At 64.9% G+C, this 22882-nt stretch carries 21 protein-coding genes, 1 pseudogene and 1 riboswitch; of the genes and pseudogenes, 11 read left to right on the top strand and 11 right to left on the bottom strand.

All coding sequences use genetic code 11. The annotated features are described in order from the left end of the window. Positions 1 to 62: 62 nt before the first annotated feature. The 4 genes from J2S96_RS17570 to J2S96_RS17555 form a co-directional block, all read right to left on the bottom strand. Positions 63 to 848: a glucosamine-6-phosphate deaminase gene (locus J2S96_RS17570; protein WP_306866305.1), complete on the bottom strand. Its 786-nt coding sequence runs from the start codon at positions 846 to 848 to the stop codon at positions 63 to 65. 40 nt (positions 849 to 888) lie between these two features. After that, the gene (locus J2S96_RS17565; protein ID WP_306866303.1) at positions 889 to 2412 is read right to left on the bottom strand and encodes a glycoside hydrolase family 3 protein; all 1524 of its coding nucleotides are present in this window, start codon (positions 2410 to 2412) and stop codon (positions 889 to 891) included. Between the two features lie 65 nt (positions 2413 to 2477). Continuing rightward, positions 2478 to 3629 (bottom strand): ROK family transcriptional regulator, encoded by a 1152-nt coding sequence (locus J2S96_RS17560; protein WP_306866301.1) that lies wholly within the window; start codon positions 3627 to 3629, stop codon positions 2478 to 2480. Between the two features lie 194 nt (positions 3630 to 3823). Beyond that, on the bottom strand, positions 3824 to 5227 hold the full coding sequence (locus J2S96_RS17555) for an MFS transporter (RefSeq protein WP_306866299.1): 1404 nt from the start codon (positions 5225 to 5227) through the stop codon (positions 3824 to 3826). Between the two features lie 85 nt (positions 5228 to 5312). Between J2S96_RS17555 and J2S96_RS17550 the strand changes: the two genes are divergently transcribed. From J2S96_RS17550 to mnhG, 6 genes and pseudogenes are all read left to right on the top strand, one after another. Then, a complete protein-coding gene (locus J2S96_RS17550) occupies positions 5313 to 8372 on the top strand; it encodes a Na+/H+ antiporter subunit A (protein WP_306866297.1) in 3060 nt (1019 codons plus the stop codon). Further along, entirely contained in the window at positions 8369 to 8824 is a 456-nt protein-coding gene (locus J2S96_RS17545) for a Na(+)/H(+) antiporter subunit C (RefSeq protein ID WP_306866295.1), read from the top strand. The genes J2S96_RS17550 and J2S96_RS17545 overlap by 4 nt, the downstream gene beginning before the upstream one ends. After that, positions 8821 to 10401 carry a Na+/H+ antiporter subunit D gene (locus J2S96_RS17540; RefSeq protein ID WP_306866293.1) on the top strand — a complete coding sequence of 527 codons (1581 nt, stop codon included), beginning with the start codon at positions 8821 to 8823 and terminating at the stop codon, positions 10399 to 10401. The genes J2S96_RS17545 and J2S96_RS17540 overlap by 4 nt, the downstream gene beginning before the upstream one ends. Beyond that, positions 10398 to 10964 (top strand): Na+/H+ antiporter subunit E, encoded by a 567-nt coding sequence (locus J2S96_RS17535; RefSeq protein WP_306866291.1) that lies wholly within the window; start codon positions 10398 to 10400, stop codon positions 10962 to 10964. Before J2S96_RS17540 ends, J2S96_RS17535 begins: the two co-directional genes overlap by 4 nt. Next, positions 10961 to 11239 (top strand): monovalent cation/H+ antiporter complex subunit F, encoded by a 279-nt coding sequence (locus J2S96_RS17530; RefSeq protein ID WP_306866289.1) that lies wholly within the window; start codon positions 10961 to 10963, stop codon positions 11237 to 11239. The genes J2S96_RS17535 and J2S96_RS17530 overlap by 4 nt, the downstream gene beginning before the upstream one ends. Continuing rightward, positions 11229 to 11621, top strand: a pseudogene (gene mnhG / locus J2S96_RS17525) (monovalent cation/H(+) antiporter subunit G); the annotation flags it as partial. The gene J2S96_RS17530 and the pseudogene mnhG, both read left to right, overlap by 11 nt. Before the next feature lie 95 nt (positions 11622 to 11716). On the opposite strand, the gene J2S96_RS17520 reads toward mnhG, so the two are convergent. Both J2S96_RS17520 and J2S96_RS17515 read right to left on the bottom strand, forming a co-directional pair. Further along, positions 11717 to 11977: a DUF4235 domain-containing protein gene (locus J2S96_RS17520; protein WP_306866285.1), complete on the bottom strand. Its 261-nt coding sequence runs from the start codon at positions 11975 to 11977 to the stop codon at positions 11717 to 11719. 51 nt (positions 11978 to 12028) lie between these two features. Next, positions 12029 to 12850 (bottom strand): NUDIX hydrolase, encoded by an 822-nt coding sequence (locus tag J2S96_RS17515; protein ID WP_306866283.1) that lies wholly within the window; start codon positions 12848 to 12850, stop codon positions 12029 to 12031. 137 nt (positions 12851 to 12987) lie between these two features. Next, positions 12988 to 13124: riboswitch (TPP riboswitch) on the top strand. Positions 13125 to 13195: 71 nt separating this feature from the next. Between J2S96_RS17515 and J2S96_RS17510 the strand changes: the two genes are divergently transcribed. From J2S96_RS17510 to J2S96_RS17500, 3 genes are read left to right on the top strand one after another with little or no spacing between them, the layout of a single operon-like run. Next, entirely contained in the window at positions 13196 to 13825 is a 630-nt protein-coding gene (locus J2S96_RS17510) for an ECF transporter S component (protein ID WP_306866281.1), read from the top strand. Next, positions 13825 to 15423 (top strand): ABC transporter ATP-binding protein, encoded by a 1599-nt coding sequence (locus tag J2S96_RS17505; RefSeq protein WP_306866280.1) that lies wholly within the window; start codon positions 13825 to 13827, stop codon positions 15421 to 15423. The genes J2S96_RS17510 and J2S96_RS17505 overlap by 1 nt, the downstream gene beginning before the upstream one ends. Beyond that, positions 15420 to 16226, top strand: coding sequence for an energy-coupling factor transporter transmembrane component T family protein (locus J2S96_RS17500; RefSeq protein WP_306866278.1), 807 nt, complete (start codon positions 15420 to 15422; stop codon positions 16224 to 16226). The genes J2S96_RS17505 and J2S96_RS17500 overlap by 4 nt, the downstream gene beginning before the upstream one ends. 10 nt (positions 16227 to 16236) lie before the next feature. Here J2S96_RS17500 and J2S96_RS17495 read toward each other — a convergent pair whose 3' ends face one another. Next, positions 16237 to 16731, bottom strand: coding sequence for a GNAT family N-acetyltransferase (locus J2S96_RS17495; protein WP_306866276.1), 495 nt, complete (start codon positions 16729 to 16731; stop codon positions 16237 to 16239). Positions 16732 to 16933: 202 nt separating this feature from the next. Between J2S96_RS17495 and J2S96_RS17490 the strand changes: the two genes are divergently transcribed. Next, positions 16934 to 18457: a UDP-N-acetylglucosamine 1-carboxyvinyltransferase gene (locus tag J2S96_RS17490; RefSeq protein WP_306866273.1), complete on the top strand. Its 1524-nt coding sequence runs from the start codon at positions 16934 to 16936 to the stop codon at positions 18455 to 18457. Between the two features lie 158 nt (positions 18458 to 18615). On the opposite strand, the gene J2S96_RS17485 is transcribed toward J2S96_RS17490, so the two are convergent. Further along, positions 18616 to 19443: an endonuclease domain-containing protein gene (locus J2S96_RS17485; RefSeq protein ID WP_306866270.1), complete on the bottom strand. Its 828-nt coding sequence runs from the start codon at positions 19441 to 19443 to the stop codon at positions 18616 to 18618. Positions 19444 to 19708: 265 nt separating this feature from the next. Here J2S96_RS17485 and J2S96_RS17480 point away from each other — a divergent pair, with 265 nt between their 5' ends. Continuing rightward, a complete protein-coding gene (locus J2S96_RS17480; protein ID WP_306866267.1) occupies positions 19709 to 20998 on the top strand; it encodes a glutamate--cysteine ligase 2 in 1290 nt (429 codons plus the stop codon). Here the strand turns inward: J2S96_RS17480 and J2S96_RS17475 are convergent. From J2S96_RS17475 to J2S96_RS17465, 3 genes are read right to left on the bottom strand one after another with little or no spacing between them, the layout of a single operon-like run. Further along, positions 20995 to 22203 carry an O-succinylhomoserine sulfhydrylase gene (locus tag J2S96_RS17475; protein ID WP_306866266.1) on the bottom strand — a complete coding sequence of 403 codons (1209 nt, stop codon included), beginning with the start codon at positions 22201 to 22203 and terminating at the stop codon, positions 20995 to 20997. The two genes, J2S96_RS17480 and J2S96_RS17475, sit on opposite strands and share 4 nt — an antisense overlap. Then, a complete protein-coding gene (locus J2S96_RS17470; RefSeq protein ID WP_306866264.1) occupies positions 22204 to 22620 on the bottom strand; it encodes a rhodanese-like domain-containing protein in 417 nt (138 codons plus the stop codon). It abuts the gene before it with no gap. Continuing rightward, complete coding sequence (locus J2S96_RS17465; RefSeq protein ID WP_306866262.1) at positions 22617 to 22874, bottom strand: DUF1737 domain-containing protein; 258 nt, start codon at positions 22872 to 22874, stop codon at positions 22617 to 22619. Before J2S96_RS17465 ends, J2S96_RS17470 begins: the two co-directional genes overlap by 4 nt. Positions 22875 to 22882: the final 8 nt, after the last annotated feature.

Genomic DNA, 22882 nt, shown 5'->3' with positions numbered 1-22882 from the left:
CCTCTTGAACAGGCGGCGGAATGCGCCAGTCGAGCCGCTCGCATAAAGGGTTCGGCGTCTTGCTAGGGGGTCAAAACCAGGCCGCGCGCGGCATCGTCGTAGTATTCACGATTCGCCAAACCGCCGGCGGCTGCCTCGTCCAGAACCACCACAGCGTCGGCGTGCCATTGCAGGATCGAACCCGGGCACGACGCCGTCAGCGGGCCCTCAAGGGCGGCAGCGACCGCGGCGGCCTTCGCAGCGCCGGTGGCGATCAGCACCAGCCGGCGCGCATCCAGCACGGTCCCCAATCCTTGGGTGATGCAGTGGGTCGGGACGTCGCCGGGGTGGTCGAAGAACCGGGCGTTGTCCCGCCGGGTGCGTGCCGTCAACCGCTTCAGCCGGGTCCGGGAGGACAGGGAGGACCCGGGCTCATTGAATCCCACATGGCCGTTGGTGCCGACGCCCAGGATTTGTACGTCAATGCCGCCTGCGGCTCCGATCGCGGCGTCGTAGGCAGCGGCTCCCGCTTCGAGCCCGGCCTGGGTGGTGCCCGTGCCGTCGGGGACATGCAGCCCGGCCAGGGGAAGCCTGATGACGTCGCAGACTTCGCGAATCAGAACCTTCCGGTAGGACTGTGGGTGCCCTTCCGGCAGGCCCACATATTCGTCCAAGGCAAATCCCTTGGCGGCCGAGAAGTCCACGCGGCCCGCGGCCGCGGCAGCCGCGAGCTCCGCGTACAGCCCCAGCGGAGACGAACCGGTGGCAAGGCCCAGCACTGGTCCCGTGCCCGCGGGAAGTCCCGAGAGGACGGCCTGGGCGGCGGCCGAAGCTGCGGATTCCGGAGTAGGCGCGACAATGACTTCCATGGCAACTTCCTGTCGATGTGCGGACGCCCAATGGCGGGGGTCAGGCCTTGGCGCTGCCATTCAGCAGCGCGGTCAGGGCTTGTGAGACCGTGAGCGAGGCACCATAGGTGACGATGTCCGCTCCGCCTCGCGGCCAGCCGCACTCAACCGCGATCACCGCGTGGCCCTCCGCCCTCAAACGGGCGAAGACGGTCCACAGCGGGTGCTCGGCATCCAGCCCGCGCCCGACGACGGCGACTCTCGCGCCGTCCGGCACCTCGCTCTCGCGGACCACTGCCGCAGCCGTGGCAGCGGGGCCCCACGGCACGCGGCCCACTGCGAAATTGGATCCAGTTTCAACCTGCACGATCGCGACGGGTTCCTTCCGTGCAAGCCAACTCTCGGCGGCACCGGACACTTCAAAGGCCTCGGTGATGCGCTCGCCGTCGAGCGTTATCGAGTCATCAGGAACACCGGCAACCGGGGCTCTGCCTGACCCGCCGAGCTGGCCCCTGATGGCGGCCTCCTGGATTTCGGCGGCGCCGGCAGCGGGGAAACGCGAGGACAGCGCCGCTGTGCGTGCAACGGCGTCCTCAAGGCGTTCCAAGGGCAAGCGTCCTTCTTCAACAGCCTCGGCAATCGCGGTAAGGGTCTGTTCGAAGAGGGCCGGCCCTGTCTCAGAACCAAGGCACAGCAGGTCCGCACCTGCAATGAGTGAACGGACGGCGGCTTCCGGAATGCCCGTCTGGGCTGACGCGCCGGCCATGTCCAGGGCATCCGTGATGATGACGCCGTCGAACCCCATGTCACGGCGCAGCAGGTCCTGCAGGATGCGCGAGGAGAAGGTTGCGGGGTGGTCAGGGTCCAGGGCTTCGACCAGGATGTGGCTGGTCATGACCGTGGCACCGCCCGCCGCGACAAGCGCACGGAACGGGACCAGTTCGCGCGCATCCAGCGTGGCGGCGTCGGCCGTGACCCGGGGGAGCGCCAGGTGGGAGTCTGTGGAGGTGTCGCCATGGCCGGGGAAGTGCTTGGCGCAGGACGCCACGCCGGCGTCTTCGAGGCCGCGGATCCAGGCGGCAGTGTGCCGGGCCACCAGATCCGGTTCCGCCCCGAAGCTGCGCACCCCGATCACGGGATTGTCCGGGGCGGAATTGACGTCCGCATCGGGGGCCAGGTTCAAGTTGATACCCAGTCCTGCGAGTTCGTGGCCGATAGCGCTCGCGCTGGCAGCGGTCAGTTCGACGTCGTCCAGACGCCCGAGCACTGCGTTTCCGGGCTGCGTTGATCCCGTGAGGTAGTGCAGCCTTGTGACATCGCCGCCTTCTTCATCGACGGCGATGAGCGTGTTCGGGGAGTGCGCGCGCAGTCCGGCGCAGAGCTCGCGCAACTGGACGGGGGATGCCACATTGGTTCCGTAGATGCACACAGCCGCCAGCCCGGCGTCGTACGCCTCGAGGATCCAAACAGGGACGGCGATGCCGGTGAATCCGGGCATGAGGGTGCCTGCCGCGAGGCGGCGCAGGTGGGCGCGGGCGGCCCCGGTGGCAAAGGACTGGCTAGCGGGGGACTGAATCGTGTCCATGTCCGGCTCCTTCGAAGGGATGCTTGGCTGGTGAGTCAGGGTTGGAAACGGCACAGGTGCGGCACTCAGGCCACTCCGAGCTGGTTCCACAGGACCATCACGGCGGCGCCGCGCAGGACAATGTCCTGTGCGTCGGCCGCGAGACGGACGGACACCGGTGAGGGGTCCTGGTGCAAGAGCCGCCCAAGCAATGTCTGCTCGACGGCACTGAGAAGGGGGCCTTCCAAAAGCTCCCGCGGTCCGCTGAGGACCACTTCGCCCAAATCGAGGGCGCCAACCACGGGCGCGAGGGCGATGCCTAGCCGCTCTCCTGCTTCCCGGAGCACGACGTCGGCCGCCGTCTCCGGATCGGAGCTCGCCGCCGCTGCGGCCAGGGCCCGTTCGAGGCTGGGGACCGACATCCAGGTTTCGAGGCACCCCGTCTTACCGCACTTGCAGACGGATCCGCCGTCGGTGCCGACCGTGACGTGGCCGATTTCGCCGGCCGCGGAGTGGGCGCCGCGGGCACGCATGCCCCCCACGATGAGTCCGGAACCGACACCGCGCCCGATTTTCACGAGCACCATGTCGTCACTGCCGCCGCCGAAGGTGTGGTCCGCGTGGACTGCGGCGTCGGCGTCGTTGGAAACGAGCGTGGGCAGCCCGGTGTGTTCCTGGAGGAGCCGGCGCAGGGCGACGTCCTTCCATTCGAAGTTGGGGGCCGTGGTGACCACACCGTCCGCGTTGACGATGCCGGGGGTCCCGACGCCGATTCCGAGCAGTGGGGCGGTGGCTCGTCCGACCGCTTCCGAAGCGAGTTCGAGGACCTGGGTGACCACGTCCCGTCCGGTTTCCTCGGAGAGGGAGCGTTCCACGCGTTCGAGGATATTGCCGTCAAGGTCCAAGACGGCGGCCCGCAGCACGGAATTTTCGGCGAGGTCCATGCCGATGACTTGGAGGCCCTGGCGGTTGATGTCCACCAGGATCGCCGGCTTGCCCGGGCGGACTTCGTCCGAGTGCCCCAGTTCCACCACATGGCCGCGTTCCAGGAGGTCCGAGACGAGGTCCGATACCGTGACCCGCGTCAGGCCCAGGGTCCGGGAGAGATCCGCGCGGCTCATCGCCCCTACCGAGTGAAGCGTCTGGCGTACCAAGGAGAGGTTGTGGGCCCGTCCGTCGGAAGGCAGTGTTGCTGCGCCGGTTCGGTCGGTGCGCTGACGGTCACGAAGGGCTTCCATGGGAGTTAGTAAACTCTACTAACAATCAAAGATCAAGAGCTTTTTGCGGATTGTTGGGCAGGAACGCACCCGCTGATGACGCACGCACCCGCTTGGGACACAGGCACCCAGTAGACCGGGTGCGCCTGTCCTTTTCGGGTGCGGAACGGGATCGACGGCGCGGATAGAGAGGCACGCACTAAGCCTGTGAACGCTCAGCTGAGCGGAACTGTGGCGATTTCCGTTTTGTTGGGTGACTTGACGGGAAGGATCACCAGCAGGCCGGCCAGGAGCACCACCATGATGCCCAGAATTCCCCAGCGTTGGGCTGCGCCCGAGGCCACCAGTGGTGTCGCCACGGCGATGCACAGGGTGAAAAGTGCCGGCGCCAGGAAGCTCACGGCCCTGCCGGTGGTGGCGTAGAGCCCGAACAGTTCGCCCGATTCGCCATCCGGTGCCAGCCTCGCGAGGTAGGCACGGGAGGAAGCCTGGGCTGGGCCGACGAACAAGCAGAGGAAGAGCCCGAATACCCAGAACGTGGTGCTGCCCGCCCAATGGACTCCGAAGAACGCGTAGTCGCCGTTGCCAAGCACCAGGATCGCGGTGCCGGCCAGCAAGAGTCCGATGAGGGAAATGACGATGACGTTCTTGGGTCCGATCCTGTCGTCCAGGAATCCACCGATCATGGCTCCGACGGCAGCCACTACGTTGCCGAAAATAGCGAAGAAGATGACTTCCTTGAGCTCGAAGCCAAAGGTTCCGGCTGCAATGACCCCGCCAAAGGTGAAGACCGCAGCCAGGCCGTCTCGGAAGATGGCGCTCGCGAGCAGGAAGTAGATGGTGTGCGGGCTGGTCCGGTAAATGGCCCTGATCCGGCGGACCAGCAAACCGTAGGAAGCCAGGAACCCGAGCCGGGATTCCGGCTTCTTGACCGAGAGTTCCGGGACCGCGAAGAGGACCGGCAGCGCGAAGATGAAGAACCAGAGCGCGGAGAAGACCGCCACCAGCCTGATATTCAAGCTGTCCTGTGTGGAGGCCCCGAACCATTCAAAAGACGGCTGGACGAAAAGCTGCAGCACCACGAGCAACGCGACAATCCCGCCCAGGTACCCCATTCCCCAGCCGAAGCCGCTCACTTTGCCGATGTTGGCAGGGGTGGAGATCTGGGCCAGCATGGCGTTGTAATTGACTCCGGCGAACTCGAAGAACACATTGCCGAGCGCGATCAAAGAGACGCCCAGGAACAGGAACTCGGGCTTGGGGAAGACGAAGAAGCACGAGCCGGTGAGGACGGCCACGAGGGCCGTGTTGACCCCGAGCCACAGCTTCCGCCTGCCACCGGAGTCGGAACGTTGACCGGTGACCGGTGCCAGGAGGGCAATCGCGAACCCGGCAATCGCCAACGCGGTGCCCAACGCCGCCGACGCGGAGTCTCCCCCGCCGAAGGCCTTGGACGTCAGGTAGACGGTGAATACGAAGGTGGTCATGACGGCGTTGAAGGCCGCGGAGCCCCAGTCCCAGGATGCCCACGCAAGGATTTGGCCCTTATTCGACAGGGCGGGTCCTGAAGCGAGCTCGGATGCCGGGTGCGGGGCCTCCGGCGCAGCTGCCATATTCATAGTTGATAAACTACCTGCACCGAACCCAACGTTTGACCGCCTGCTCCAACTTTGACAATTCATTCCTGACTTTGCGGAGATTCCAGTGATCACAGTTCTTGCCGTGACCTTTGCCGCGGCAACGGTGGCGCCTTGGATCTTCCGGAAACTCCAGCGGAATGCCTTCTACGTCCTCGCAGCGGTTCCTGCCACCGCCTTCATCTGGCTGGTTCTCCAGTATGACCAGGTGTATCCCGGAAAAGGCCGGAATCCTGCCGGCGGCTTCATCGAAGAAACCCTCCCGTGGATTCCGAACCTCAAGCTTGAGTTCGCCTTCCGCATGGACGTCTTGGCATGGGTGATGTCCTTGCTGGTCCTAGGCGTCGGCGCGCTGGTCCTGGTCTATTGCGCGCGGTACTTCAAGAACAAGGATGCCCACCTCGGCGCGTTCGGCGCCCAACTTCTTGCCTTCGCGGGTGCGATGTTCGGCTTGGTGACGGCGGACGACCTCCTGATGATGTTCATCTTCTGGGAACTCACCACGGTCCTGTCCTATCTCCTGATCGGTTATGCCCGCACCCGCCTTGCCGCCCGGCGCTCGGCCTTGCAAGCACTCATGGTCACCACGGCGGGTGGCCTGGCCATGCTCGTCGGCCTCATCATTCTGGGCCAGGCGGCCGGAACATACCGCATTTCGGCGATCATGACTGAAGCGGCCACCCTCGTCACCGGACCCGCGCAGGGTGCGGCTGCTGCCGCCGTCGTACTCATCCTGGTGGGAGCGATTACCAAATCGGCGCTGGTTCCTTTCCACTTCTGGCTCCCCGGCGCCATGGCCGCGCCCACCCCGGTGAGCGCCTACCTGCACGCGGCGGCCATGGTGAAGGCCGGCATCTATATCGTCGCCCGCATGGCGCCCGGGTTCAGCCAAAGCCCCTACTGGTTGCCGCTGGTGCTAGGCCTCGGGCTGGCGACGATGCTGGTGGGCGGCTACCGGGCGCTCCGGCAGACCGACATCAAACTCATCCTCGCCTATGGAACAGTCAGTCAGCTCGGGTTCCTCACCATGGTGGTCGGTCTTGGCCGGTCCGACGCCGCGCTGGCCGGACTCGCGCTCCTCCTGGCGCACGGACTGTTCAAAGCCTCCCTGTTCTTGGTGGTGGGCATCATCGACCACCAATCCGGAACACGCGACATCCGCAAGCTCTCGGGCGTGTACAAGTCCTCAAGGGCGCTCGCCATTGTGGCGGGGATCGCCGCCGCATCGATGGCCGGCATACCTCCGCTGGCCGGTTTCGTGGCCAAGGAATCCGTGTTCGAAGCCTTCGTCCACTACAGCGCGGACCCGGCCTCCCAAGCATGGGGAGCGGTCCTCCTTGCGGGCCTGGTCTTGGGGTCGATCCTCACGTTCGCGTACAGTGCACGCTTCATGTGGGGTGCGTTCGCCACCAAGCCGGGCGTGGACCGGACGCCCTTCAAGGCCATCCAGCCGTCGTTCCTGGCGGCGCCGGCCATCCTGAGCGTCTTCAGCGTGGTGTACGGCTTGTGGCCCGATCCCGTTGATGGCTGGATCCAGCCGTATACCGCCGCTTTTAGCGGTGCTGCCGATCACGACGGCGGGATCAGCGCTTCCAGCGCGACGCACCTTGCGCTGTGGCACGGCCTGACGCCCGCCTTGGGACTGACTGCCTTGACGTTCGCGGCCGGCGTCGTGATGTTCTATGCGAGCAAGCTCGTGTCCCGGGTGCAGGGCCGTGTCCCGGACTGGGTGGACGGCGACCGCGCCTACCAGCGCACCATCGGGGCTTTGGACGACGTCGCAGTGTGGGTCACCGGGCGCACGCAGCGCGGTTCCCTCTACTTCTACCTGGCAGTTATCCTCACGGTGGCCTTCGCCGTCCCGCTCGCGGCGCTCATCGTGGCCAACAAACCTCTACCGGGCGGTCTCTATGTGATCGACCCGAATTCCCCGCTCCAGCTCATTGCCGCGGCAGGAATCGTGATTGGCGCCCTGGCCGCCGTTCGTGCCAACAAGCGCTTCCTGGCCGTGCTGATGGTGTCGGTCACCGGCTATGGCATCGCATTGATGTTCGCGTTGCAAGGCGCCCCGGACCTCGCCCTGACGCAAATGCTGGTGGAGACCATCATCCTGGTGGCCTTCGTTCTGGCGATGCGCAGCCTCCCTCCGGAACTCCGGGACCGTACCGGCGGCAAATACCGTGTGGTCAGGGTCATTATCGGTGTGGCATTCGCGGCCACTATGATCTTCGTGGCGATCTACGCCATGGGCGCCCGCACTGCCGAGCCTGTGTCGCTCTCCTTCCCCCGGCTGGCCTATGAAGGTGGCGGCGGACTCAACGTGGTCAACGTGACCCTGGTGGACATCCGCGCGTGGGACACTTTCGGTGAGATCTCGGTGCTGGCAGTCGCCGCTACCGGCGTCGCGAGCTTGATCTTCGTCCGCAGCAGGGGCGACCGACTCAACAAGGCAGCAACGGTTCCCGAGGGAATCGTGGGAAGGCGCGCGGCCGGCGGCGATTCGCGGGACGTAGCCTCGCTGGCGCTCGCCCGTAAATTCGCAGGCTCCCCAACGGACCCCTGGCTGGTGGCCGGCCGTACCCTGGCACCGGAACAGCGGTCCATCATCTTCGAAGTGGTCACCCGGCTGATTTTCCACTCGATGATCGTCTTCTCCGTCTACCTCCTGCTGGCGGGGCATAACCTTCCGGGAGGCGGCTTTGCCGGCGGACTCACTGCCGGACTCGCCCTGACCATCCGCTACTTGGCCGGTGGACGGTTCGAGTTGCGGGAAGCCGCCCCGATCAGCGCCGGCATGCTGCTGGGAACCGGTCTTGCGACGGCGGCCGCGGCGGGCTTCGTGCCCCTCCTCCTGGGCGGCCAAGTGTTCCAAAGCGCCATCATCGAGTTTTGGCTGCCGCTGTTCGGTGATATCAAGTTCGTGACTTCCACGGTCTTCGATATCGGTGTGTACCTCGTAGTCGTGGGCCTGGCCCTCGACGTGCTGCGCAGCTTGGGAGCCGAGATCGACGAACACTTCGAAGAAGCCGCCAACGCAGACGCGAAAGATTCAGGGGCCGGCCGGACCGAAGCCCCCACCGCCACAGCGACGACGGCAACCGCAGCATCCGGGAAGAGGACCCCATGAGCGTCAACTTGACCTTGTTGATCGTCATGGGAGTGCTCTATGCCTGCGGGATCTATTTGATCCTGGAACTTAGCCTGACCCGCGTTCTCCTGGGACTCATGCTCATGGCCAATGCGACCAATTTGCTGATCCTCGCCACCGGTGGCTATGCCGGACTGGCCCCGCTGTTCAACAAATCGACGGATCCGCGCGACTACAACGATCCGTTGCCGCAAGCCTTGATCCTGACATCGATCGTGATTTCCTTCGCGGTGACGGCATTCATGCTCGGCATCATCTACAGGACCTGGGCGTTGGCACGGCAAGACGACATCCAGGACGACGCCGAAGACCGGCGGGTCGCGAAGACGCCCAGTTTCGACGCCGAAGACGACTCTGTGGTTCCCGAGGAAACATCCGAATTCCCGGTTACCGCGGTCACCGAAGCAGCCAAGGAAGGAGGACCCCAGTGAACATCGCCAGCCTGGCGCCGCTCGCCGTCGTACTTCCGATCCTCGGTGCCGCGCTGACGTTCGCCCTGAACAGGAACCCGGTGGCCCAACGCGTGGTCAGCATCGGATTCTTGTCCCTGACGTTGCTCTTGGAGTGCTGGCTCCTCGCGTCGGTATGGACCGCTGGCACTGCATCCGTCACCCTGGGCGGCTGGCAGCCGCCTTTCGGGGTGGTGATGGTGGTAGACCAGTTTTCCTCGCTCATGTTGGTGGTTTCCTCGGTCATCAGCCTCGCGGTGCTGATCTACGCCACCGGCCAGGGCATGGCCGACGGCGACCGCGAGGCACCCGTCTCGATCTTCCACCCGACCTACCTCATCCTGGTGGCCGGTGTTTCCAACGCCTTCCTCACGGGTGACCTCTTCAACCTGTACGTGGGCTTCGAGATCCTGCTGACGGCGAGTTATGTGCTCATGACACTGGGCGGCACCGGTCCGCGCATCCGTGCCGGGGTCACGTACGTGGTGGTTTCCGTGGTGTCTTCGGTGTTGTTCCTGATTGCCATTGCGATGATCTACGGAGCCACTGGAACCATCTCGATGGCGGATCTCGCGATCAAGCTGGACGGACTGGATCCGGGCACCAGGAACCTGCTCCACGTCATGCTGCTCGTGGCATTCGGCATTAAAGCAGCCGTGTTCCCGCTGTCCTTCTGGCTGCCTGACTCGTATCCGACCGCACCAGCACCGGTCACTGCCGTGTTCGCCGGATTGCTCACCAAGGTGGGCGTCTATGCCATGGTCCGCACGGAGACCCTCCTTTTCCCGGGCGATACATTGAATGCCCCGTTGATGGTGGTAGCGCTCCTCACCATGCTGGTGGGCATTCTCGGCGCCATAGCCCAGAGCGACATCAAGCGACTACTTTCCTTCACGTTGGTGAGCCACATCGGCTACATGGTGTTCGGCTTGGCCATGTCTTCCGTTGCCGGGCTTGCGGCTGCTGTGTTCTACGTGGCCCACCACATCACGGTCCAAACTAGCCTTTTCCTCGTGACTGGCCTGATCGAGCGCCGTGGTGGCAGCGCGTCCTTGGACCGGCTGGGCGGGCTTGCCAAGTTGTCTCCGCTCCTCGCGCTCCTGTTCTTCATTCCAGCCATGAACCTCGCGGGAATCCCGCCCTTCTCCGGGTTCCTGGGGAAGCTTGGGCTCCTGCAGGCAGGCATCGCCCTGGGAACGCCACTCTCAATTACCTTGGTGGTGGGAGGCGTGGTCACCAGCCTCTTGACCTTGTTGGCAATTGCCCGCGTCTGGAACCGCGCATTCTGGCGGAAACCTGAGGACGCGGACTACCCGGCACCCATCCTGAAGGACACGGCCGCCGTCGGCCTGCTTCCGAGGACCATGGTGGGGCCAACCGCCGCCCTGGTGGTTTTCGGCGTGGCGCTGACGGTCTTCGCCGGTCCGCTGTTCCAATTGGCCGGAAACTCCGCGGAACAGATGCTGGACCGTACTGCGTACATCCATTCCGTGCTCGGCGGAAATGCCAAGGTTCCCGAAATCGCCGCACCGCAGTCGCTGCAGGGAGGTGGCAAATGAGCCGCAAGCGGACTTCGTTCCGTACCGAGTTGCCCCTGCTGGTCTGGCTCGTCCTTGTCTGGGGTGCGCTCTGGCGGGACTTCAGCCCGGGCAACCTGGCGTTCGGTGCGCTGATCGCAGTGGTTGTAGCCAGGATTTTCTACTTGCCTCCCGTAGAGCTCAGCGGACGATTCAACGTGTGGCGCGCCATTCCTTTCGCCGCAGTGTTCCTTGGCAAAGTGGTGGCCGCGAGCTTCCAGGTCATGTACCTGGCCGTCTTCCGAGGGCCATCGGTGAGCAACGCCGTCGTCGCTGTTCCCCTGCGCAGCCATTCCGACCTCATGGTCACCGCCACAGGCCACGTCATTTCGCTGATCCCGGGTTCCTTGGTGGTGGAGGTGGATCGCTCCACGTCCACCCTCTATATCCATGGGCTCAATGTCCGCAACGATGTGGACACCGCCAAGCTGCGCAAGGAAGTCCAGGACGCGGAGGCCTCGCTGATCCGGATCATGGGTACCAACGCGGAACTGGAAGCACTCCAGGCCGAAGGCCGGACTGCAACGAGGGGAGTCGGACCGTGAAAGACATCGTGCTGATCGTCACGGCGGTGATTCTCAGCCTCGCTGCGGCTGGCGCGATCTACCGGATCGCCGTCGGGCCTTCATTGCTGGACCGGGTGCTCGCCGCAGACGTACTGCTTGCCATACTCGGCGCCGCGCTGGCCGTCGACATGGCCGTCAACAGGCACCTCAACAACCTCGTGCTGCTCGTCGCGCTGACGCTGATCGGCTTCGTCGGATCGGTGACAGTGGCCCGCTTCGTGGCCGACCGGAGAGGACAGGTCAATGACTCCTAACGCCACCGGGGCGGACGCCGTCATCGACGCCGTCACCGCAGTATTGCTGATTGTTGGTGCGCTGATGTCATTGGGCGCGGCAATCGGCCTGCTGCGCTTCCCGGACCTCATGAGCCGCATGCACGCAGCTACCAAGCCCCAAGTGCTGGGGCTGTTCCTTGTCCTGGCGGCCATCGGGCTGCAGATGCGCGAATGGTGGGTATGGCCGATCCTGGTGGTCGCCTGGATTTTCCAACTGCTGACGGTGCCCGTGTCCGCACACATGGTGGGCCGCGCGGGCTACCGGACCAAGCACCTGCACCCCGAGTTGCTCAGCACAGACGAACTTGAGGCCGTCGTGTTGCGGGCTGCCGTAAAGCGGGACGCCGAGAAAGCTGAAGGGTCGGACTCCGCAATCCCCCGCACCGCCAACGGCGGGAACGCAGGTGCCAACCGCGGCAGCGTGGGCGGTCCCGACGGGAGCCGCGGGCCGTCCGCCTAGACGATGTCCGGCGTCTTCTCGAAGCGAGCGATGGCGCGCTTCGTACCCCGGCCAGCCATAACCTGGATGACGGCGCTGACAGACGCCGAAATCAGTGCAAAGGTCAGCGCCGAGCGCAGGCTGGCTTCCATGTCGTCGTTGCCCTTGGGCGGTTTGTTGCCCGTGGCTTTTTCCCACAAGGCGTTGACGAGCTTGGTGCCGGCAAAGCCCGCGCCGATGCTCACGCCGGTGCCGAGCAGTTTGAAAAAGAGGTTCATTCCGGGACTCCTTGCGGGAGGAAACAGGACCGTCCCCAGCCTAACCCCACTTCAGGGCAGTTCTGGAGCAACGGATGGCGGTTGGCGCCTCAGCCGGAAGAACTCCTGCAAGGCGCCCGGTTTGGGACGCACAGGAACGACGTCACGGTCCTCGGCCAGCACCGCTTCCACCGTATCGAGGGCGAGAAGCTCATCCAGTAACACCAACGTGGGCGGCATGAGCTTGAGTGTCCCCGCGGCTTCGGCGTCCAGGATTGTGCGGACGGGCATCCACAGGGACGATGACGCCTCCGTGGTCTGGTGCTTTGGTTCGGCACCGGAAAGCGGGCATGCCAGGTAGAAGTAGGTGTCGAAGCGCTTGGGCTGGTCCACCGGAGTAACCCAGTTGGCCCACGGACGGAGGGTGGCGGCGTCGAGCTTCAGTCCGGCCTCTTCGAACACTTCGCGCTGCGCGGCCGCCAGCACCCGGCCGGCGTTGAACCGGGCCGAGGAGGGCTCGGCGGCGATGCTGCTCCGATGCCATGCGGCGGCGTGCCGCTCGACGACGTCGGCCGCGAAGTCCCAACCGGAGCTATCCGCTTGGTCGACTCGTCCGCCGGGGAAAACGACCATGCCCGCGGCGAAATCCATCGTTGTCACGCGGTGCTGGACGAACACTTCCAAGCCACGCCCCGCATCCGCGGCTAGCTCTGTGCCTGCCGAAGCATCCCGGGCAGCCACCGGGCTTACCGGTTCTGTGCGGGCGGGGGCGTCGCGGACCAGGATCACGCTCGCGGCAAGCCTCGGTTCGGCCACCGTGGTGCTGTTCGCTTCGCCAATGCCTGTCAAGACCGCTCCCTTGCCCGCTTGCTGAGTCACATTCTGCTGGATCATTCTCCCAGTTTCTGCGGGGTCCCGCGCCATGTCGGGCCTAGCTGGGCTCACCTGGCGGATGATCCAGCAGAATCCATCGTTACCCCAACCCGGAACCTCGCCAAGGTGTAAACTGAACCACGCCCAAAAGGGTGGATTGATAACGACAGGGGAGCGCCGCCGTCGGGCTCGCAGCAATGCGGCACGGAGGACGGGCGCTGAGAGTGCGGACAGCCGCAGACCCTCGAACCTGATCCGGCTAGTACCGGCGCAAGGGAGTCGAGTTCTCATAGTGTCCGGGAAGGATGCGGCGGAAGCCGAACGCAACCGGAAACACTTTCCCCTCCTGTTCCTCAGGAGGACAAAATGACTGGTATTTCTGCAAAGACGGGTCTCACCAAGCCCGGCTACAACTGGCGCGTCGTGGACATCGTCGTGGCGGCGTTGGTCGCTATCGCTGGCGGCGTGATCTTCTGGGCATGGGACCAGATGGCTCTGGTTGCCACGCCTATGTCCGCCGGCTACCCGCCGCTTTCAGGCATCATCGCCGGTGGCTGGATGATCCCGGCAGTCCTGGGCATGCTTATTGTCCGCAAGCCCGGTGCCGCGATTTTCTGCGAGACCGTTGCCGCTACCAGCGAACTCATCATGGGTTCGCAGTACGGCACCACGGTCCTGATCTCCGGGCTGCTCCAAGGCCTCGGCGCGGAGCTCATCTTCCTGGCGTTCATGTACAAGAAGTTCAACCTGTCCGTGTCCCTGCTGGCCGGTGCCGGTGCGGGCCTGTTCTGCGGCCTGAATGACTCCTTCCTGCCGTGGGGCTGGAACATCGCCTACGAAGCGGTGGACAAGCTCGCCTACATCGTGTTCTGCACCTTTTCCGGCGCCGTGATCGCCGGGGCCCTGGCTTGGATCGCCACCCGCGGCCTCGCCAAGACCGGTGTCCTGAGTGCGTTCGCGTCCCGCAAGGCCGCCTCGGAGCCCGTCTTTTCCTAATGCCCAGTCCTGATTCCGGCACCGCCGCTGTGGTGCGACCCGCTGCCATTTCCGCGCAAGGCTGGGGCTGGCGGCACGCGGGCCGCACCGCGCCGGCCATCCACGCGCTGGACCTGGACATCCGTCCGGGCGAGCGTGTGCTGTTGCTTGGCCCTTCGGGGGCCGGCAAATCGACGCTCCTGCATGCCCTCGCGGGCGTCCTGGGCGAAGAAGGGGACGACGCCGACGAGACCGGCTCGCTGCTGGTGGACGGCGTTTCCCCGAAGGCCCGGAGGGGCCGTGCCGGACTCATGCAACAGGACCCCGAAACCCAAGTGGTCCTTTCCCGCCTGGGGGATGACGTCGCGTTCGGTGCCGAGAACCTTTGCGTGGCGCGGGACGAGATCTGGAATCGGGTCCATGAAGCTCTCGACGACGTCGGGCTGCGGAACAGTGCCAGCGGCAACTTTGCGCTCGACCACCCGACGTCGGCCCTCTCGGGAGGGCAGAAGCAGCGCCTTGCGTTAGCCGGCATCCTGGCGATGCGCCCGGGCTTGATCCTCCTGGACGAGCCGACCGCCAACCTGGACCCTGCCGGCGTGCTGGAGGTCCGCGATGCCGTGGGCCGCTGCCTGGACAAGACCGGAGCCACCTTGGTGGTGGTGGAGCACCGGGTCTCCGTCTGGAAAGACCTCGTGGACCGGATCGTGGTGCTCCAGCCGGGCAGCTCTTCCGCCACGGCAGGGTCCACGCCGGCGGTGCTCCTGGACGGCAATCCGGACACGGTGCTGGCGCAAGCAAGGGACATGCTCACTGCCGCAGGCGTCTGGGTGCCCGGGTACGTGCCGATCACCCGGCCACGTTCCGGGACGGCCGGCGGTTCCGGGACGACGAGCGGGGGAGAGCTGCTGCTCGCCACCCATGAGCTCGCGGTCTCCCGCGAACGGGCGCGCCGGCGGGGGTTCAAAACCGTCCCTCCCCTGCCTGTGCAGGCCGGACTCGACGCTGAGGTGTTTGCCGGGCAAGCTCTGACCATCACCGGCCCCAACGGTGCAGGAAAATCGACCTTCGCCCTGACCCTTGCTGGCTTGCTGGCTCCCGTGTCCGGCACCGTGACTGCCGCCGTCGGGCTCAGCGACGGCGCCGGCGCCGACCCCTTCAAGTGGAAGGCCCAGCAACTGATATCCCGCATCGGGACCGTGTTCCAGGAGCCCGAGCACCAGTTCGTCACGGGCCGCGTGCTCGACGAACTCATGTTCGGCCCCAAACACCTTGGCCACGGCGAGGACCGCGTGGACGAATTGCTGGAACGGCTACGCCTGCGGCATCTCGTGGATGCCAATCCGTACACGCTCTCCGGCGGCGAAAAGCGTCGGCTCTCGGTGGCCACCGTGCTTGCCGCACATCCGCGGGTCCTCGTGCTGGACGAGCCGACGTTCGGCCAGGACGCAAACACGTGGGCCGAGCTGGCGTCGTTCCTGTCGGAATTGCTCGACGACGGCACGTCCGTGGTTTCCGTGACCCACGACCAGGAATTCAGCTCCGTCCTGGGTGGCAGGGAGATGCGGCTCGTGCCTGCGTTCCAAGACGGGACCCGGCAGGAAGCCGGTGCGGCATGAAGGAAACCCTGACCCTGCGCGGCAACAATGCCCTCCTCACGCGCGCGAATCCACTGGCGAAATTCGTGTCGGTTTTCCTCATCACCCTGGTATTGGCGTTGTCCATCGACTTGGTGTCGGCCTCGACCGCGCTCCTCGGCGAACTGGCGTTGTTCCCCCTCGCGGGCCTCACGCTGCGCTTGCTGTGGCAGCGCGGCTGGCCCCTGATCATCGCGGCAGCCCTCGGAGGCTGGAGCACCGCGATCCTGTCGGCCGACAGCGGCAAGATACTCCTCGACGTCGGGATCTGGTCTATCAGCGAAGGCTCGCTTCAGCTCGGACTCGGGTTCATGCTGCGCGGCTTGGCAATCGCGTTGCCGGCCATTCTCCTGATGAGTTGCACCGATCCGACTGACCTTGCCGATGCCTTGGCGCAGAAGGCGGGACTGCCCCACCGTTTTGTCTTGGGTACCTTGGCCGCGCTGCGGCTAGTGGGACTCATGGCGGAGGAATGGCAGACCATCGGCATGGCGCGGCGCGCGCGGGGTGTCGGCTCGCACGGGAGCCCGCTGCAACGGTTCAAGGCCATGCTTGGCCAAAGCTTCGGGCTGCTGGTCCAGGCGATTCGTCGGGCGTCCCGCTTGGCCGTGACAATGGAGGCGCGAGGTTTCGGTGGTGGGCGGAGGACCTGGGCGCGCGAATCAACCTACAGCCGCTTGGACGTCTGGGTTCTTGCCGGCGGGTTGGTCATCGCAGCCGCGGCCGTACTCGCGGCCCAATGGGCGGGCACGTGGCACTTCGTCTGGCTGAAGCAGCCCAACTGACTCGCAGCTGTTACTCGGGTGTCGTCGGGCGGGCCGCCCGCATAAGTATGCCTGCGCCGCCGTCGAAGGTTGTCGTGTGAAAGCTCGGCGCCCGGGCGACTTCCACGAATCCCCACCGGCGATGCAGTTCAATTGACCCGATGTTGGACGCGTTGACGACATACCAGGCTTCCAATGCCCGGCGCCATATCCAATCCAGCCGGGCTTGCGTGAGTGCTGTCCCGATGCCGCTGCGTCGGGAATCCGGCCGCACAGTGATGCCACCCAGATAGTGCCCCGCGGGGGCGGCGTCGTCGTCATAGGCCCAGAAATGGGTCTTACCCCAGCCGAGAAGGCCCCCGACGCCGGACGTTCCCCGCGCGGTAGCGACCACCACGAGGCGGGACTCGTCGTCGAGGGCCGTCGCCAGCCGCGAGGGGTCCGGAAGGGGACGTCCCGCTTTGGCCTCGACGGCGAGGATGAGGGCGATGTCGCTGCCTTGGGCTGGGCGGACTTCTGCGTTCAAGCGCAGGCCCGTGGACGGGTAGGCCGGATCCGACGGATTGCTGGGGCGCTCATTTGAGAAAGCCTCTCCCGGCGCGCGCAGCCCGTCAATCCCGGCGCCGTTCCTATGCTCAGATATCGCACGGGGCGACTAAAACGAGCCAAATACGGCGCGTTGCTCCCTGGGGTGGGCATTTCTAGACCATTTGTGATATTTATTGATCATGACGCAACCGACTGCCGAACATGTAGGACTCCTTCTTCGCGACGCCCGCGGTGAAAAGGGCTGGACACAGGGACAGCTTGCTGCGGAACTGGGCACCAGCCAAAGCGCCATTGCCCGAATGGAACAGGGCAAGCAGAATCTCAGTCTCCGCATGATCGAACGCCTGGAGTCGATCTTCGGGCGAACCATAGTCAAGGTCGGCAAACCGCAGATGACCCACCTGCGCGTGGAGGGCGGACGCACGCTCTCCGGCTCGGTCGACGTCAACAGCAGCAAGAATGCCGGTGTCGCATTGCTTTGCGCGAGCCTCATCAACCGCGGCACCACCACTTTGCGCCGCCTTGCCCGGATCGAAGAGGTCAACCGGATCGTCGAAGTTCTGACCTCCATCGGTGTGGAGTGCACCTGGCTCAACGGCAACGATCTGCGCATCCGACGCCCGGAGACTTTGGACCTCGCCTCCATGGACGTGGAGGCCGCACGCCGCACCCGCAGTGTCATCATGTTGCTGGGTCCCCTTCTGGATGAGGCGAGCTCGTATCAGCTGCCCTACGCCGGTGGTTGCGATCTCGGGACCCGAACCGTGGAACCGCATATGCAGGCGCTACGGCAGTTCGGGCTTTCCGTGGAGGCCAAGTCCGGCTTCTATTCTGTGCAGGCCCCGCCGACTGATGCAGACCACCGCACCTTTGTGCTCACCGAACGCGGTGACACCGTGACGGAGAACGCCATCATGGCCGCAGCACACCGCAGCGGTACCACGGTGATCCGCAATGCCAGTCCCAATTACATGGTGCAGGACCTTTGTTTCTACCTGCAGAATCTCGGAGTGGCGATTGACGGCATCGGGACAACCACGCTGAAGATCACGGGCCGCCCGGCGATCGACGTCGACACAGAGTACTTCCCGTCCGAAGACCCGATCGAGGCCATGAGCCTGATTACCGCGGGCATCGTGACCAACTCTGAGGTCACCATCTGCCGTGTCCCCATCGAGTTCATGGAGATCGAACTGGCGACACTCGAGCAAATGGGCCAGCAGCTCGACATCTCCGGGGAGTATTTTGCACGCAACGGACGGACACGCCTCGTGGACGTCACCACAAAGCCATCACGCTTGCGTGCCCCTGAGGACAAGATCCATCCGATGCCCTTCCCCGGACTCAATATCGACAACCTGCCGTTCTTTGCGGTCATCGCCGGCAATGCCGAGGGCCAGACGATGATCCACGACTGGGTCTACGAGAATCGCGCGATTTACCTGACCGAGCTCAATAAGCTCGGCGCCCAGGTCCAGCTGCTCGATCCGCACCGCATCTACGTCAATGGCCCCACCAAATGGCGTGGCGCGGAAGTGGGATGCCCGCCGGCACTCCGGCCCGCGGCTTGCCTGCTCCTGGCCATGCTGGCGGCCCGCGGCACGTCCGAGCTGCGCAACATCTACGTGATTGAGCGCGGATACGAGGACCTGGCCGAGCGACTCAACACCATTGGCGCCAAGATCGAGTACTTCCAGGACTGACGCGGCGGATTTCAGGGCCGGACTCGGCTCCGCGCGTCGCGGATCGGAACATTCTGCTGGATCATCGGAGCGCGGCGTGCGCTGGTGCGCGAAAATGATGGGTGCGCCCTTCGGCAAGCAGGCGATGATCCAGCAGAATCCATCGCTGCCGTCCGTTTCTAGGGCCCCGACTGCTTGTCTAGGGCCAGGACGGCGCGGATTTCCTCCATCACGCGCCCCGGGTTGTTCCAGATCGTCTCGGGAGCGAAGCTCAGGACGTCAAAACCACGTGCCTGCGCAGCGTTCAGGCGTGCCATGTCCTTTCTCCACGCCTCCCGGGAACCATGGAAGGCGTAGCCGTTGACTTCGACGATGAGGCGCCGGCCAATCAGAAAGTCGACGCGTCCCACCCCAGGGATAGGGACCTGGCGACGAAATGCCAGGCCTTCCGATTCGAAAAGCAGTCGGGCGCTGATCTCGGGTACGGATTCGGACAAGCCATCTGCCTTGGCCAGGAGCCTTCTCGCGTTTCCGTAGCAGTTGGCAGAGATCTTGCTTTCGAGCATTGCCCGCGGGATACCGAACTCTTGGATGGCCGATTGCGCAATGGAAATGGCGTCCACGTCCCGTAAGCAGGTCAGCGCGTGAATGACAGTGTCTTCCACGGAGGCCACCGGGACGGCCTTCTCTGGAGACAGGCGAAGACCGCCATGCCGGACGAAGCCCCTGCCCCGGCAGTGCCGCGTGGACAGATGCACACGTTCGGGCTTGTCTTTGATCCACAGGCCGTAACGCATTGCAGCACTCGCACAGGTGAGCTGCCCGTTATTGAGAATAGCCATGAGGTATTCGGTATCCGCTGAGGGAAGGGCCCATATTCCTTTTCGTGGTTGGTGTGCCCCGGCGGTGGCAAGCTTGCTGATGGCTGAGGGTGTATAGCCGTTGGCGCGCAGCAGGCCTACCCGAGCGACACCACCCACTGAAACAAGGTATTCCAAGGCGTCCATGGATCCAGCTAGACACGATGCTGGGGCTGACGAGCCAGGGAATGTGGCGTATGTGGATGACTCGGCCGACATTTTGCTGGATCATCCCGGTCTGGCTTTCGCCCATGCCCGGAAAATGGGGAAGTGCCATCCGTACGGCAGGAATGATCCAGCAGAATCTGCCCACCCTGCCAAACCCCGACCCAAGCCCGCCCTGCCAACACGCCCACACCCACCCCGGACGCGCCACTGTCTCCGCGAGGCTGCCATGGCGCACAATTGTTCCGTGCGCACTTTTGGTGTGGAAGAGGAATTGCTGATCGTCGATCCCGTGACCGGCGAGCCGCTCGCCCTTGCCGACGCGCTCCTCTCGGGCCCAGACCACGGCAGCCCGGACCACGACGGCCCGGACCACGACGGCCCGGACCATGACGGCCCGGACCATGACGGCCCGGAGACCGGCGTTACCTTTGAGGAGACCGACGGCCCCGATACCGGCCTAAGCCATGAGCTCAAGCTTGAGCAGATCGAAACCCAGACCCGGCCATGCCGAAGCTATGCCGAGCTCCTGCACCAGATCCGCAGGGCGCGGGGCCTCGCGAGCCACGCCGCCCGGCACCACGGCGCGAGGATCGCTGCGTTGGCCACGTCGCCCGTGGACGCTGCCCTGCACACCACTCCGGATCCGCGGTACGCGATCATGCTCGAACGCTTCGGCATCACCGCGCATGAACAGCTCACTTGCGGATTCCACGTGCACACCGCGATCGAGTCCCCCGAGGAAGGCGTGATGATCCTGGACCGCATCCGGGACAAGCTCGCTGTCTTCACCGCGATCAGCGCCAATTCACCTTACTGGCGGGGGTTGGCCACGGGTTTTGAGAGCTACCGGACACAGGCGTGGAATCGCTGGCCGTCCTCGGGGCCGTCAGCCATCTTCGGTTCCTTGAGTGCTTACCGGCGGGTTGTCAGGAGGCTCATCGAAACTGGTGTGCTGCTGGACGAGGGCATGGTGTACTTCGACGCCAGGCTTTCCCGGCACGTTCCCACGGTCGAGGTCCGGGTGGCCGATGTCTGCCTCCGGGCCGAGGATGCGGCCCTCATCGCGGTGCTCGTCAGGGCTTTGGTTGAGACTTCTGTTCGTGAGTACCATGCCGGGATAGAGCCAGCTGCCGTGCCCACGGCGCTCTTGCGGATGGCATCCTGGCAGGCCAGCAACTTCGGACTCCGCACCGAACTGCTGGACTTTGGAACCTTTCGCCCGGAGCCCGCCGCTGACGTCGTGTGGTCGTTGGTGGAATATCTGGAACCTGTGCTCGCCGAACAGGGTGAATTCGACTTGGTCCAATCCGGCGTGGCGGCCATCCTGAGCCGGGGTAACGGCGCCATCGAACAGCGTGGAGTTGCCGAGCGCTGGAGCGAAAGCAACGGGGGCATGCCCGACGCCGCCGGGCTGGCCGCCGTCGTCGAGCACGCCGTTCAGATCACCATGCGCTCAGAGAAGGACGAGAGCGACACCAAGCCGCAGCCCGTCCTCACCTGGGTGCGCCAGGATTGGCGCGAAGCGCCGGGCTAGACCTGCTTGAGGGCGCGCTCCAGATCCCCGATGAGGTCGTCCACATCCTCCAGCCCCACCGAAAGCCGTACGACGCCGTCGCTCAGGCCAATGGCTGCGCGGCCTTCCGGACCCATGGCACGGTGCGTGGTGGTGGCGGGGTGGGTGATGAGCGACTTGGAGTCGCCGAGGTTGTTCGAGATGTCGATGACGGCGAGCCCATCCAGCAGCGCGAAGGCGGCCTCTTTCGCCGATCGCCCCGCAGAGGGGAGCAGCTCGAAGGTGAGCACGGTTCCGCCGGCCTTCATTTGCTTCGCAGCGAGCTCGAACTGCGGGTGTGACTTCAGCAGCGGGTATTTGACCCAGCTGACGGCTGGCTGTCCTTCAAGCCATTCGGCGATCCGCAACGCAGACGCCGCGGAGTGATTGACGCGCAGCGCCATCGTCTCCAGGCCTTTGGTCAGGACCCAGGCGTTGAACGCGGAGAGCGATGGCCCGGTGTGCCGCATGAGTTGCTTGACGGGACCGTCGATGAACTCCTTGGTACCCAGGATCGCTCCGCCCATGACCCTGCCTTGGCCATCGATGTGCTTGGTACCCGAGTAGACAATCACGTCGGCGCCCAGATCGCCGCAGCGTTGCAGCAGGGGAGTGGCGAAGACGTTGTCGACGACGACCGTGGCCCCCGCCGCGTGGGCGAGCTCGCTCACGGCGGCGATGTCCACGATTTCCTGCATGGGGTTCGACGGCGACTCGAAGAACACTGCCGTTGTTGGCTCGGAGAGGGCTGCACGCCACTGGTCGAGGTCCGGCCCGTCAACGAAGACGGTCTCGACGCCCCAGCGCGGCAGGATCTCGTTGAGGATGACGAAGCAGGAACCGAAGAGCGAACGCGCTGCAACCACGCGGTCACCTGCAGCCAGCAACGCCCCGAGGGCGGTGAAGACAGCGGACATGCCCGACGCCGTCGCGAAGCACGCTTCGGTGCCTTCGAGTAGGCGGAGGCGCTCCTGGAAGGTGGCTACGGACGGGTTGCCGTAACGGGAGTAGACAAAGCGTTCGTCTTCGCCCGTGAATGCGCGCTCCGCGGCTGCGGCGGATTCGTAGACGAAGCCGGAGTTCAGGAAGATGGCCTCGGACGTTTCCTGGAAGTTGGTGCGGTCAAGACCGCCGCGGACGGCCTGGGTGTCAGGGCTCCAGCCGGCGGCGTCAGGATTGAAAGTCACTTAGTTCCCCAGTTTCGTCGGAAGTCCACGGTTCTTCCAGCCGTTCACGGTCCGCTCGCCGTAGCGGTCCGGTTCGCCCTCAAAGCCCTCCAGGACGCTGTAGGCGGTGTAACCGGCCTGTGTTGCGGCGATTGCGGCGGCGATGGAACGTTGGCCGGAGCGGCAGAGGAAGACCAGTTCGGTCCCGTCCGCCGCCGGAGCCTGCTTTGCCAGCTCTTCGATGAAACGAGTGTTGGGTACTCCTCCGGCCAGGTTCCACTGGATGAACAAGGGATCCTTGAGGTTGTTGTCCGCGGATGCGGTTGCCGGGATCCCGATATGTGCCCACTCGGCTTCCGTGCGGACGTCCACCAGGATGGCGCCTTGTTCGAGCTTGGCCCAGGCGTCGTGCGGGCTGAGGTCGCCTGCGTAGCTCATGCGTGGCCCTCGCCGTCGAACTCTTCATCGAGCTGGTCTACAGCATTCGCCACGGCGGCATCCGCGCTCGCGATCGCCGCGGGCAGGACGATTGCCTGCGCCACGATCACGTCGGTGCCGTTGAACGTCGCAGCCGGGCTGCCGTGCAACACGTATCCCTCGGCGAGGGCGGTGGAGATCCGCTCGCAGAATTCCTTCGTGTCAGGGCCCGTGATGAGACGGTAGGAGAGTTTTTCGTCAGTGGATTCAGGCATTGGTGCTC

The sequence above is a fragment of the Arthrobacter bambusae genome (assembly GCF_030812595.1).
Taxonomy (GTDB): Bacteria; Actinomycetota; Actinomycetes; order Actinomycetales; family Micrococcaceae; genus Arthrobacter; species Arthrobacter bambusae_B.
Note: the sequence above shows the minus strand (reverse complement) of the source record. Positions and strands in the feature narration are given on the sequence as shown.